This is a genomic window from Streptomyces chattanoogensis (assembly GCF_001294335.1).
GTDB lineage: Bacteria > Actinomycetota > Actinomycetes > Streptomycetales > Streptomycetaceae > Streptomyces > Streptomyces chattanoogensis.
This window is the reverse complement of the sequence record NZ_LGKG01000112.1, coordinates 113,404-125,614: the sequence shown is the minus strand read 5'-3', so window position 1 is coordinate 125,614 and position 12,211 is coordinate 113,404. Positions and strand designations below refer to the sequence as shown.

10 protein-coding genes and 1 pseudogene are annotated in these 12,211 nt (G+C 74.4%); 7 read left to right on the top strand and 4 right to left on the bottom strand.

What is annotated here, in order from left to right; genetic code table 11:
• Nucleotides 1-246: 246 nt before the first annotated feature.
• Nucleotides 247-498 (bottom strand): hypothetical protein, encoded by a 252-nt coding sequence (locus ADL29_RS45210; RefSeq protein ID WP_063788463.1) that lies wholly within the window; start codon nucleotides 496-498, stop codon nucleotides 247-249.
• Between the two features lie 89 nt (nucleotides 499-587).
• Complete coding sequence (locus ADL29_RS13360; RefSeq protein ID WP_053923879.1) at nucleotides 588-1,895, bottom strand: GAF domain-containing protein; 1,308 nt, start codon at nucleotides 1,893-1,895, stop codon at nucleotides 588-590.
• A gap of 303 nt (nucleotides 1,896-2,198) precedes the next feature.
• Between ADL29_RS13360 and ADL29_RS13355 the strand changes: the two genes are divergently transcribed.
• The gene (locus ADL29_RS13355) at nucleotides 2,199-2,615 is read left to right on the top strand and encodes a hypothetical protein (protein ID WP_053923878.1); all 417 of its coding nucleotides are present in this window, start codon (nucleotides 2,199-2,201) and stop codon (nucleotides 2,613-2,615) included.
• Nucleotides 2,616-2,984: 369 nt separating this feature from the next.
• On the opposite strand, the gene ADL29_RS13350 is transcribed toward ADL29_RS13355, so the two are convergent.
• A complete protein-coding gene (locus ADL29_RS13350) occupies nucleotides 2,985-4,628 on the bottom strand; it encodes an acyl-CoA dehydrogenase family protein (protein WP_053923877.1) in 1,644 nt (547 codons plus the stop codon).
• 18 nt (nucleotides 4,629-4,646) lie between these two features.
• Between ADL29_RS13350 and ADL29_RS13345 the strand changes: the two genes are divergently transcribed.
• Together ADL29_RS13345 and ADL29_RS13340 are read left to right on the top strand one after the other, a co-directional pair.
• A complete protein-coding gene (locus ADL29_RS13345; protein WP_107094962.1) occupies nucleotides 4,647-5,627 on the top strand; it encodes a YihY/virulence factor BrkB family protein in 981 nt (326 codons plus the stop codon).
• A gap of 197 nt (nucleotides 5,628-5,824) precedes the next feature.
• The gene (locus ADL29_RS13340) at nucleotides 5,825-7,165 is read left to right on the top strand and encodes an MFS transporter (protein WP_053923875.1); all 1,341 of its coding nucleotides are present in this window, start codon (nucleotides 5,825-5,827) and stop codon (nucleotides 7,163-7,165) included.
• 84 nt (nucleotides 7,166-7,249) lie between these two features.
• On the opposite strand, the gene ADL29_RS13335 is transcribed toward ADL29_RS13340, so the two are convergent.
• A complete protein-coding gene (locus ADL29_RS13335; RefSeq protein WP_053923874.1) occupies nucleotides 7,250-8,935 on the bottom strand; it encodes an IclR family transcriptional regulator domain-containing protein in 1,686 nt (561 codons plus the stop codon).
• A gap of 139 nt (nucleotides 8,936-9,074) precedes the next feature.
• Here ADL29_RS13335 and ADL29_RS13330 point away from each other — a divergent pair.
• The 4 genes and pseudogenes from ADL29_RS13330 to pcaG form a co-directional block, all read left to right on the top strand.
• Nucleotides 9,075-9,860 (top strand): annotated as a pseudogene (locus tag ADL29_RS13330) (CoA transferase subunit A); the annotation flags it as partial.
• 177 nt (nucleotides 9,861-10,037) lie between these two features.
• Nucleotides 10,038-10,763 carry a CoA-transferase subunit beta gene (locus ADL29_RS40965; RefSeq protein WP_078970986.1) on the top strand — a complete coding sequence of 242 codons (726 nt, stop codon included), beginning with the start codon at nucleotides 10,038-10,040 and terminating at the stop codon, nucleotides 10,761-10,763.
• Nucleotides 10,764-10,771: 8 nt separating this feature from the next.
• Nucleotides 10,772-11,557: a protocatechuate 3,4-dioxygenase subunit beta gene (gene pcaH, locus ADL29_RS13325; protein WP_053924011.1), complete on the top strand. Its 786-nt coding sequence runs from the start codon at nucleotides 10,772-10,774 to the stop codon at nucleotides 11,555-11,557.
• The gene (gene pcaG, locus ADL29_RS13320; protein ID WP_053923873.1) at nucleotides 11,557-12,186 is read left to right on the top strand and encodes a protocatechuate 3,4-dioxygenase subunit alpha; all 630 of its coding nucleotides are present in this window, start codon (nucleotides 11,557-11,559) and stop codon (nucleotides 12,184-12,186) included. The genes pcaH and pcaG overlap by 1 nt, the downstream gene beginning before the upstream one ends.
• Nucleotides 12,187-12,211 lie beyond the last annotated feature (25 nt).

Below are 12,211 nucleotides of genomic sequence, written 5' to 3'. Positions count from 1 at the left end.
GCGAACACCGCCTCCGGGCGCAGGCCCACCTGGTCCGGGTCCGGGGCCCAGCAGCAGAGCATCGCCTCGTCCGCGCCGATCGCCGTGTACGCGCGGCCGCCGCCTCGCGGATCGCCGTCCGGGTGGTGAGCAGACCGTTCACGATGTGGTCGGTCCAGCTGTTGTCCGGCCCGTAGGACGCGCGGAGCTCGCGGCGGGCGCGGCCGACCACCGGCGGAGCGCCGAGGGCTGCGTTGACCTGCACCGTCAGCCGGGGCCGTCCGCTGCGCCCGGCCCGGGACAAGGCCGCCTCCACATCACGGAACAGCCGTCCATCTGCTGGGACGGCAGCGCGGCGCCGAGGAAGCCGTCGCCGAAGCGGGCGACGCGTTCCACCACGGCGGGTACGAAGCCGCCGAAGGGCACCTCGGGTCCGCCGGGCCGCGACGGAGCGGGACCGGCCGGCCCGACGCCCTCGGCGAGCGGCTCACCGGCCCGGATCCGCCGCAGCTCGGCCATCTGCCCGTCGAACCGGCGGCCCCGGGGGTGGAAGGGGAACGCGCGCCCGCACCCGGTTCTTCCCGCGGCCGTCCGCTCGGCCGTCCCCCTCACCCGCGCCGAGCCGCCGCCACCGCCGGCGCCGACGACTGCGGCAGCAGACGGCCGGGCCGCGACGGCAGCCGCAGCTCCACCTCCACCCCGTCCGCGAAGCGGTACGGCCGGTGCGCCAGGACGCCCGCCAGATGGCGGCGCAGCCGGGACAGCTCGGCGCGCACCGTGACCGTACGGCTGCGGTCGCCGAAGAGGTCCTGGGCCAGCTCGGCGGCGCTACGGCCGTCCGGATGGTGCACGGCGAGGACGAACAGCAGCTCGGCGTGGCGCGGGGACAGCTCATGGGTCCAGCCGCCGGCCGGCCCGGTGACGGTGACCGTCGCGCCGTCCCGCCCGCTGACGTCCAGCAGCACCCGGCTGGGCCCGGCGGCCGGCTCGTCGCGGCCGATGCGGACCAGCCAGCCGCCGGGCAGCGGCTCCAGCGTGCACATCCCGTACCGCGGCAGCCACAGCGGCCCGGCCTGCGGTGCCTTGGGCAGCGCCACCCGGTCCGGCGGGGTCATACCGCTGACCCCGGCGGTCCAGCCGTTCGGATCGACCGCCAGCGCCCGTCCGCCGATCCGCGCCAGCACCGGCGCCGCGCTGGAGCGCAGCCGCTCCAGGGACGCGTGGTGCCGGATGCGCAGCTCGCCCTCCGCGAGCCGGGCGACCGCGGAGACCAGGGACAGCGTCGTGGGGTGGAAGGAGTGCGCCGGACCGCTGAGGTCGACGGTGCCCAGCAGCCGGCCGTCGCGCGGGTCGTGCAGCGGCGCCGCTGCACACGTCCACTGGTGGTGGGAGCGGACGAAGTGCTCGGCGGAGTGCACCAGCACCGGGCGCCGGGCCACCAGCGCGGTGCCGATCGCGTTGGTGCCGACGACGCCCTCCGTCCAGTCGGCACCCTTGTCGAAGCCGAGCCGGTCGGCCATCCGCCGGACCGGCGCGCTGCCCTCCCGCCACAGCACCCGGCCCTCGGCGTCGGTGACGACCATGATCTGCTGCGCGGCATCGGCGGCCGCCAGCAGCCCGTCGTTGAGCACCGGCAGCACCGTCATCAGCTGCGAATTCTGCCGACGGTGCTCCAACTCGGCCACGGACAGCGGGTGCTGGGCGCGGTCCCGCTCCGGGTCGACGCCCCAGCCGATGACCCGGAGCCAGGACTCGCCGATGACCGGGCGGGGCGCGTCCGGCGAGTCCTCGCCCGGCGGAGCATCCGCCGCCAGCGCGCCCGCGAGCGCGGCCTCGCGGACCGAGGCGAGACGACGGGCGGTCTCGCGGATGTCGTGGGCCGACCGGACGGCGCTGCCGATCGCTGTGTCCTTCACGCTGCTCCCCGCCCCGCAACTGTCACGGCTGCCACCGGTACGGGTCCCCGGCGGCCGCCACCCGGCCCCCGCCCATCGTGCCGTCACCAGGCCGAAGGCGGGAGCTCATTGGGCAGATCCGCTGCAACGGACTGCAACCGTTGTGGCCTATGACCCGTCCCGGGAACCTGGTCCCAGCGGCCGATGGCATCCCGCGGCCGGAGCTTCGCCGGTCACCCGTCGGCGAGCCCGCCGGCTGTCCGCCGGGGATTCCATCGGCCGCCGCCACATCCGCAGGGCACGGCGCGGGGAGGGGAGCTCATCGTGAGGGCGATCGCTCCGCGCGTCGTGGTGATCGGGGCGATGGAGGGAGCGCGTATCGCGCGCGCCGGACGGCTGGCCGCGCACTATGGGGTCCCCCGGCTGCCCGCGGTCGACGTCCTGATCAGACGTCAGCCGCTGCCCGCCGACGGCTATGTCGTCGACGGCGCTCCCCAGCTGCTCGACCGGGTGGCAGGTATCGGCGGTCTGCCGCCCGCGCCGGCCTTCGCCGACCTGGTGGTGCATCTGCGGGCACCGGGCCGTACGGAAGGGGCGGAGGCCTGCCGGGTGCTGCGTTACTACGAGGCCCGTGGGGTGCTGCTCGGCTTCCGGCCGGACGCGCCCGACGGCGACCTCATCGTGGCCATCGATGCGGCCGTGCGCGGGCGGACCGCGGCGGACCCGCCCCGATGGCCCTGAAGACCGGGAGGGGTGCCGAGTCGGCGCGGCACCGCTCCTGGAGCCTGTGTGGTGGATCACGGCCGGGAGCCTTGCGGCCCTGATCCACCGCACAGGCCCGGCCCGGCGCGGCGGCGGTGACCCCCTGTCCCGTCCCCCGAGGGGCCACCGCCCCTCCGGAGGAGACGAGGAATCGCCGCCGCGCCCGACCCTTAGGGGTTCTTCGAACAGAACCCCTAAGGGTCGGGAGGGCCCCCTGCGGGTCCACAACGCGGCGGGGCCGGGCGGTATTCCCGTGGGTGGGGTGAATTCGGCGTAGGGCGGGATGAATTCGGCGTGGGACGGGGTGAATTCGCCGTGGGGCGGGGCGAATCCGGCGTGGGGTACCGCTCACCCGCCCGCAACCGGCCGCGCCCGTGTCACGACCGCTGCCAGGTCCAGCGTGTGCGGCAGGGTCCCGAAGGCCGCGCCCGCGTCGCCGCCCAGGCGGGAGGCGCAGAAGGCGTCCGCCACCTCGGGGGGTGCATGGCGCACCAGCAACGAGCCCTGCAGTACGAGCGCCAGGCGCTCCACGAGCCGTCGTGCCCGTGCCTCGAGGCCCTCCAGATCGGCCAGTTCGGTCAGCAGGCCCTTGATGGCCCGGTCCAGGCGGTGGTCCGCGCCGCGGGCCGTACCGATCTCCGTCAAGTACGCGTTCAGCGCGGCCGGTTCGCGCTGCAGCGCCCGCAGTACGTCCAGTGCCTGGACATTGCCCGAGCCCTCCCAGATGGAGTTCAGCGGCGCCTCGCGCAGCAGCCGCGGCATCCCCGACTCCTCGACATAGCCGTTGCCGCCCAGGCACTCCAGGGCCTCCGCCGCCACCGGCGTGCACCGCTTGGTCACCCAGTACTTCGCGGCCGGCACCGCCAGCCGCAGAAAGTGCCGGTCCTGCTCGGTGCCGCCGTCGTACGCGGCCGCCAGCCGCAGCGCCAGCGTCGTCGCCGCCTCCGACTCCAGCGCAAGATCGGCCAGCACATTCCGCATCAGCGGCTTGTCGATCAGCGGCCCGCCGAACGCCTCCCGGTACGTGCAGTGGTGCACCGCCTGCGCCACCGCCTGCCGCATCACCGCCGCCGCCCCCGTCACACAGTCCAGCCGGGTCGCCGCGACCATCTCGATGATCGTCGCGACCCCGCGCCCCTCCTCGCCCACCCGGCGCGCCCAGGTCCGGCCGTCGAACTCGATCTCCGCCGAGGCGTTCGAACGGTTGCCGAGCTTGTCCTTGAGCCGCTGGATACGGAAGGAGTTACGGGTCCCGTCCGGCAGCACCCGCGGCAGGAGAAAGCAGGTGAGCCCGCCCGGCGCCTGCGCCAGGACCAGGAAGACGTCCGACATCGGCGCCGAGCAGAACCACTTGTGGCCAGTCAGGACGTATTCGCCCGGCGCGGCCAGCGGCTCGGCACGCGTGGTGTTCGCCCGTACATCGCTGCCGCCCTGCTTCTCCGTCATCGCCATCCCGGCCAGCGCCCCGCCCTTCTCCGCGGCCGGCCGCAGCTCCCGCTCGTACACCTGCGAGGTCAGCAGCGGCTCCCATTCGGCCGCCAGCTCGGGATCGGCGCGCAGCGCGGGCACCGCCGCATGGGTCATCGACAGCGGACAGGTGTGCCCCGCCTCGGCCTGGCTCCAGACGAGGAATCCGGCGGTGCGGCGCAGATGGCCGTCCGGGCGCGACCAGGCGTCGGTGAGCCCGGCCCCGACGGCATGGCCCAGCAGCCGGTGCCAGGCCGGATGGAACTCCACCTCGTCGATGCGGTGCCCGTAGCGGTCGTGGGTGCGCAGGACGGGCGGATGGGTGTTGGCCTGTTCGCCCCACCGCTGGGCGTGCGCCGAACCGGCCGCCTGCCCGAGCCGGGTCAGTTCCTCGCGCACCTCCTCCAGCCGGGTGGCGTCGACGGAGCGGGCCACCGCCTCGGTCAGTGCCGCGTCGGAGGCGAAGACGTCGTATCCGACCAGCGGCGGAGGCTGGTTCGTGACGGTATGAGTGCTGGCTGCCATGACAGCTACGGTAAGGAGGTGCCGAGCGCAAACGAACCAGTCAGACGGCCGGCGGGCCGTCTGAGCAGAGCCCGGGTCCTGTACCGCAATGTCTCCAAGCGGCGGCTGACATGGCTGCTGCTCAAGGACATCGTCCGTTCCTGCATGGAGTACCGCGTCACCGGGCTGGCCGCCGAGGCCGCGTTCTTCTGCCTGCTGTCGCTGCCGCCACTGGTGCTCGGACTGATCGGACTGCTCGGCTATACGGAGCAGTGGATCGGCCACGCCACCGTCGACAGCATCCGGCAGAACATCCTCGGCGCCTCCGCCACCGTGCTCTCCGACCGGGGCGTGAACGAGATCGCCCGCCCGCTGCTGGACGACGTCTTCACCGGACGCCGCCCCGACGTCATCTCCCTCGGCTTCGCCATCGCCCTGTGGTCCGGCTCCCGGGCGCTGAACGTCTTCGTCGACACCATCACCATCATGTACGGGCTCGACGGGCGGCGCGGCATCATCAGAACCCGTCTGCTGGCGTTCGTCCTCTACCTCGCCGCGCTGGTCGTCGGCGCCGTTGCGCTGCCCCTGATGGTGGCAGGGCCGGACGCGGTCGAAGGCTGGCTGCCGGCCGGTGCCGGCGTTGTGCGGGCTCTGTACTGGCCGGTCGTGCTGATTCTGTCCGTGGCCTTCCTGACCACGCTCTACCACGTGTCCGTACCCGTCCGTTCGCCGTGGCGGGAGGACATCCCCGGCGCCGTCGTCGCGCTCGCGATGTGGGTGCTCGGCAGCTTTCTGCTGCGGATCTATCTCACCTCGACCGTCGAGGGGCCCACGATCTACGGGTCGTTGGCCGCGCCCGTCGCCGTACTGCTGTGGATCGGCGTGTCCGCCTTCGCGGTGCTGGTCGGGGCCGCGATGAACGCCGCCCTCGACCGGGTGTGGCCGTCGGTCGCCACGGCCGCGGGGCGCGCGGAGCGGGAGCGGCGGGTGCATGCGGTGGGGGAGGGGAGCGAGGGGTGATGCGCTGTGAAGTGCGCGGTGTGTGCGGGTCATTGACAGCCCCCGGTTGCCCGGGGAGGATCCCCGGCTAATCGAACGAACGAAAGTTCACTACGCGAACAGTGGGCGGGCGGCCGCGCGCCGGCCGACGCCGCTTGTCCGCATGCTCGCGGGAACTTCTCGTTCCGCCGCCGGATCACCGTGAATCCGAGGTCCCCATGTCGCCCACCGGTACGCCCGCGTCCCCCACCGGAACCTCCGCCGCCCCCGTCCCCCTCCCCGCCCGCCACACCTTCCGCTCCGTCGCCCCCGTCCTCGCGCTGTGCTGGCTCGCCGTCTTCTTCGACGGCATGGACGTCAGCGTCTACGGCGCCGTCCTGCCGCATATGCTCGACGATCCGTCACTCGGGCTGACTCCCGCGGCGGCCGGCGCGATCGGCAGCTGGGTCACCTTCGGCATGCTGATCGGCGCCCTCGGCACCGGCACCCTCACCGACTGGCTCGGCCATCGCCCGGTCCTGGTCACCAGCGTCCTGGTGTTCTCCGCCGGCTCCGCGGCCTGCGCCGTCTCCGGCGGCCCCGCGGCCTTCGGCGCCGGACGCTTCCTCGCCGGCCTCGGCCTCGGCGGCCTGATGCCCATCTGCCTGTCGACGGTCATGGAGTTCGCCCCGCCCCGCCGGGCCGCGCTCGCCACCGGCCTGCTGATGACCTCGTACCACGCGGGCGGCATGGTCGCGACCGGCCTCGGCCTGACCCTCGCCCCCGCCCTCGGCTGGCGTTCGGTGTTCTGGGCCGGTGTGCTGCCCGCCGTCATCGCCGCCCCGCTGCTGCTCCGCCTGCTGCCCGAATCCCCCGGCGTACTCCTCGCCAAGGGCCGTACCGCCGAGGCCCATGCCGTCGCCGACCGCTACGGCATGGCCCGCCCCGCCCCCGCCGACGCGCCGCCCCAAGGCGCCAAGGGCCGTCTCGGCTCGGTCCTCGCCCTGTTCCGTTCGGGCGTCCGCTGGGCAACTCCGCTCCTGTGGCTCGCCTCGTTCTGCGGACTGCTCCTGGTCTACGGCGTCAACACCTGGCTCCCGCAGATGATGCGCACCTCCGGGTACGGCCTCACGTCCTCCGTCAGCTTCCTGCTCGTCATCAACGCGGGCGGCATCGCCGGGATGTTCCTCGCCGGCCGCACCGCCGACCGTTTCGGCCCGGTCGCCGTCTCCGCCCTGTGGTTCCTGCTCACCGCCGCCGGTGCGCTGCTCCTGGGCAGGCATCTGCCGCTCGGCCTCACCTATGTGGTCGTCGCCCTGACCGGCATCTGGCTCTTCAGCGCCCAGACGATGGTGTACGCGGCGGTCAACCACGTCTTTCCGCCCGCCGACCGCACCACCGCCATGGGCTGGGTCACCGGCATCGGCCGCACCGGCGCCGTGGTCGGCCCCTGGCTCGGCGGCGTCCTGGCGGCGGGCGGCAACAGCCGGCTGGGCTTCGCCGTGTTCGCGTCGGCGGGGCTGCTGGGGGCGGCGGCGATCGGCCTGGTGGCGGTGGCCACCCGGCGTGGACGGGGCTGACGGCGGCGGTCGCGCTGAATCGGATGGAGGCCGACGGCGAGGCGATCCCCTGCCTCGCCGTGCGGGAACTCGCCCTACCGGGACTCACACCACCGGAATCCGCACATACCGCCCCGCCATCCGCAGATCCGCCTCGATGGCAGCGGCCGCCTCGCGCAGTGCGGGGAGGACGGCCTCCCGGGCCTCATCGGGTGAGCAACGGCCCGCATGCGTCGAGACGTTGACGGCGGAGACGACCCGGCCGGTGCGGTCGTGGACCGGTACGGCGAGGGAGCGCAGGCCCTCCTCCAGTTCCTCGTCCACCAGGGCGTACCCCTCGGCGCGGACCTTCTCCAGGAGGGTCATCAGGCGGTCGGGGTCGGTGACCGTGTGGCGGGTGAGGGGCTCGAGGCGGGTGAGGGCGAGGCGGGCGGACGCCTCGGCCGGGGGGAGACCGGCCAGGAGGACGCGGCCCATGGACGTGGCGTAGGCGGGGAAGCGGGTGCCCAGGGTGATGTTGACGCTCATGATGCGGACGGTGGGGACCCGCGCCACGTACTGGATGTCGTCGCCGGACAGCACCGCCATCGACGCGGAGTCGTGCACCCGCTCGACCAGCGCGGCCAGATGCGGCTGCGCGATGGCGGGCAGCGTCAGGCCGGAGAGGTGGGCGAAGCCCAGCTCCAGGACCTTGGGCGTGAGGCGGAAGAGCTTGCCGCCGGCCGCGACGTAGCCGAGGTGTTCCAGGGTGATCAGGGCGCGGCGGGCGGTGGCCCGGGGCAGGCCGGTGGCCTCCGCCACGGCGGTGAGGGGGAGTTCGGCGCGGCCGGCGCCGAATGCGGTCAGGGTGGTCAGGCCGCGGGCCACCGACTCGACGAATTCGGGGCCCAGCTCCTGTTTGGAGGCCCGCATCCAGGAGGCGGCGTGGGGTGAGGCGGGGGCGTCGGCGGGGCGGCCGGTCAGGCTCAGGGCGTACTCCATGGCGTCCACCGTGTCCCGCAGCCGCGGCAGTACCGCCTCCCGGAGCGCGTCCGCGCTCAGCCGGCTGGTGTGGCTGACGACGCTGACCGCGCAGACCGTACGCCCCGCCGGGTCCCGTACCGGCACGGCCACCGCGACCAGGCCGGGCTCGATCAGCTGGTCGTCCTGCGACCAGCCGGCGGTCCGGGCGGCGGCCACCCGCGCCTCGAAGCCGGTGCCGGAGGCATCGTCGGGCGCTTCGCCGGGGCGCCGCGGCGGTACGGCGGGAAAGCCCGCGTCCGCCGGGGCGGCGCCCCGCCGCCGCCGCCAGCGCCGCCAGTCGTCCGCGTCCCACGCGTCCGCGAACAGCGCGCCCGGCGCGCCCCGTTCGGCGGGCAGCAGATCGCCGATGCGGAAGGCGAGCGACATCGCGCGGCGGCGGGTCGCCTGGTGGACGAAGCGCACCCCGTCGCCGTCCGGGACCGCGAGCGACACCGACTCGTCGAGTTCGTCCGCGAGCCGGTCGGCGAGCGGGCCGAGCCGGTCGGGGAGTTCACAGGCGGCGAGGTAGGCGTTCCCGAGCTCCAGCAGCCGGGGCGCGAGGACGGCGTCCCGGCCCTCGGTACGTACGTAGCCGAGCCGGGCGAGGGTGCTCAGCACCCGGTCCACGGTGGAGCGCGCGAGCCCCGTACCGCGGACCAGGTCGCCCACCGCCTGCCGGCCGCCCGCGGCCGTCAGCTCGCGCAGCACGGACAGGCTGCGCATCAGCGGCCCGACCGCCTCCGGCGGCGGTGGCGGCGAGGACGGGTCGGTCGGTGCGGGGCGGCTCATGGGCTCTCCACGGTGCGGGCGATCTCGTCGGAACCGTACCCGGCGCACCGTTGACAGGGCCGGGGGCGGGGTTCACACTCGGGGCAGTCTGATTCTGAACTTAAGTTCACTGTACGAACAACGCAACGAGGGCGAGGGTATGGCCGACATCCGTTCTCTGCACGACGCCGTCGCGGAACTGATCCACGACGGGGACACCGTGGCGCTGGAGGGGTTCACCCATCTGATCCCGTTCGCCGCGGCGCACGAGATCATCCGCCAGGGCACCGCGGACCTCACGCTCGCCCGGATGACCCCGGACGTCGTCTACGACCAGCTGATCGGCGCCGGTGCGGCCCGCAAACTGGTCTTCTCCTGGGGCGGCAATCCGGGCGTCGGCTCGCTGCACCGCTTCCGGGACGCCGTCGAGAACGGCTGGCCCGCCCCGCTGGAGACCGACGAGCACAGCCACGCCGGGATGGCCAACCGCTACGCCGCGGGTGCCGCGGGGCTCCCGTTCGCGGTGCTGCGCGGCTACCGCGGCAGCGACATCCCCGGCCGCACGCCCACCGTCGCCACCGTCACCTGCCCCTTCACGGGCGAGGAGCTCGCCGCCGTGGCCGCCCTGAACCCGGACGTCACGGTCATCCACGCGCAGCGGGCCGACCGGGCCGGCAACGTCCAGCTCTGGGGCCTGACCGGTGTGCAGAAGGAGGCGGCGCTGGCGGCCCGGCGCGTGCTGGTCACCGTCGAGGAGCTGGTCGGCACGCTGGAGCCGCGCCCCGGTGGCGTCGTCCTGCCGAGCTGGGTCGTCGATGCGGTCGTGGTCGTCCCCGGCGGCGCACACCCCTCGTACGCGGCGGGGTATTCCGTCCGGGACAACGCCTTCTACCGGGAGTGGGACGGCATCGCCCGGGACCGGGAGGCGTTCGGGCGGTGGCTGGAGCGGGTGAAAGGCGGAGGGAAAGGCGGAGGGAAAGGCGGAGTGAGGGGAGGTGTGACGGGCGGCGTACGGGGGGAGCCGGCGCGGGCGGGCGGGGCGGCGCCGGAACCGGCCGCCGCCCCCACGCCCCCGGCGGCCGCCGCCCCCGGCCCCGCCCTCCGCTGCACCCCCGACGAGCTCATGGAGGTCAACGCCGCCCGTGCCCTCGCCGGCGCCCGGACCTGCTTCGTCGGCATCGGACTGCCCAGTACGGCCGCCAACCTCGCCCGCCGTACCGTCAATCCGGACCTGGTGCTGGTCTACGAGTCCGGCACCCTCGGCTCCCGGCCGACCCGGCTGCCGCTGTCCATCGGGGACGGTGAACTGGCCGACACCGCCGACGCGGTGGTGTCCGTACCGGAGATCTTCAACTACTGGCTGCAGGGCGGCTGGATCGACGTCGGCTTCCTCGGCGCCGCCCAGGTGGACCGGTTCGCCAACATCAACACCACCGTCGTCGACCGCGGACCCGGAAAGCCCGAGGGGCGGCTGCCCGGCGCGGGCGGTGCGCCCGAGATCGCCGCCAACTGCGGGGAGGTGCTGATGGTCCTGCGGCACAGCCGCCGCAACTTCGTGGACATGCTCGACTTCGTCACCACCCTCGGCCACGGCAGCGGCCCGCGGGACCGCGCGGCGCTCGGCCTGCCCGGCGCCGGACCGACCGCGGTCATCACCGACCTCGGCGTGCTCCGCCCCGACCCGGGCACCGCCGAACTCGTCCTGACCGAGCTGCACCCCGGAGTGACGGTCAGTCAAGTACGGGACGCCACCGGCTGGGACCTCAGGACGGCCGACCGGATCGGCGTCACCGCCCCGCCCACCGCCGCCGAACTCACCGCCCTGCGCGCTCTGAAGGAGGCCTTGTGACCCCGTCCATGACCCCACCCGCGGTCCAGCCCACCCAGGCCGACATCAGCCGCGAGATCGCCGCCCGCGAGGCCGCCGCCCACGCCCGCCCCGAGGGCGGCCCCGCCTCCGCGCACCCCGCGCGGAACTACCCGCCGTACCGCAGCAGCATCCACCGCCACCCCCGGCAGCCGCTGGTCGCCGTCGATGCGCTCGCCGACCCGGAGGCCGTCGAACTGACCGGCCCCGCCTTCGGCGTCACCGACCTCACCGACCTCGACGCCGACCTCACCCGGCAGCACCCGGGCGAGCCGCTCGGCGAACGCATCACCGTCAGCGGCCGCATCCTGGACCGCACCGGCCGCCCCGTACGCGGCCAGCTCGTCGAGATCTGGCAGGCCAACGCCGCGGGCCGCTACGCCCACCGGCGCGACCGGCACCCCGCCCCGCTCGACCCGAACTTCACCGGCGCCGGCCGGGCGCTGACCGACGACGACGGCCGCTACGCCTTCACCACCGTCAAGCCCGGCGCCTATCCCTGGCGCAACCACGGCAACGCCTGGCGCCCGGCCCATATCCACTTCTCGCTCTTCGGCTCCGCCTTCACCCAGCGTCTGATCACCCAGATGTACTTCCCCGGCGACCCGCTCCTCCCGTACGACCCGGTCCTGGCCTCGGTCACCGACCCCGCCGCCCGCGCCCGCCTGGTGGCCGCGTACGACCACGAACTGTCCCGCCCGGAACGGTCCCTGGGCTACCGCTGGGACATCGTCCTGGACGGCCCGTCCGCCACCTGGACCGAGGAAGGCCGCTGATGCCCCCCACCACCCCTCCCTCTGGGGCGCTCCCCGTGACCCCCTCCCAGACCATCGGCCCGTTCTTCGGGCACGCCCTGCCGTTCCCCGGTGGCGAGCGGATCGCGCCCGCCGGCCATCCGGACACCGTCACCGTGCACGGCCACGTACGGGACGGAGCCGGCGCACCGGTTCCGGACGCGCTGCTGGAGTTCTGGCAGGCGGACCCCGACGGCGGCCTGACGGGCGCGCCCGGTTCGCTGCGCCGGGACCCGGTCACCGGCGCGGTCATCGGCCGCAACGGCGTGGACTTCACCGGCTTCGGCCGCGTCCCCACCGACGCCGACGGCCGCTACGCCCTGCACACCCTGCCCGCCACCGCCCCTGCCGGGTGCCCCGGCGCCGCCCCTTACCTCGCCGTCTGCGTCTTCGCCCGCGGACTGCTCCACCACCTCTTCACCCGCGTTTACTTCCCCGAGCACGAGGCGGCCCACGCCGCCGATGCCCTGCTCTCCCGGCTCCCCGAGGACCGCGCGCGCACCCTCCTCGCCCGCCCCGACGGCCCCGCCCGCCACTACCGCTTCGACATCCATCTGCAGGGCGCCGAGGACGGCAGCCACGAGGAGACGGTCTTCCTTGCCTTCCGATGACCTGCCAGGGGCCGCAGCCACGCCC

Excerpts from the sequence above, each read along its gene's own strand:
- ADL29_RS45210 (WP_063788463.1), bottom strand. The coding sequence starts at position 498 with ATGGCCGAGCTGCGGCGGATCCGGGCCGGTGAGCCGCTCGCCGAGGGC.
- ADL29_RS13350 (WP_053923877.1), bottom strand. The coding sequence starts at position 4,628 with ATGGCAGCCAGCACTCATACCGTCACGAACCAGCCTCCGCCGCTGGTC.
- ADL29_RS13340 (WP_053923875.1), top strand. The coding sequence starts at position 5,825 with ATGTCGCCCACCGGTACGCCCGCGTCCCCCACCGGAACCTCCGCCGCC.
- ADL29_RS13335 (WP_053923874.1), bottom strand. The coding sequence starts at position 8,935 with ATGAGCCGCCCCGCACCGACCGACCCGTCCTCGCCGCCACCGCCGCCG.
- ADL29_RS40965 (WP_078970986.1), top strand. The coding sequence starts at position 10,038 with ATGGAGGTCAACGCCGCCCGTGCCCTCGCCGGCGCCCGGACCTGCTTC.
- pcaH (WP_053924011.1), top strand. The coding sequence starts at position 10,772 with ATGACCCCACCCGCGGTCCAGCCCACCCAGGCCGACATCAGCCGCGAG.
- pcaG (WP_053923873.1), top strand. The coding sequence starts at position 11,557 with ATGCCCCCCACCACCCCTCCCTCTGGGGCGCTCCCCGTGACCCCCTCC.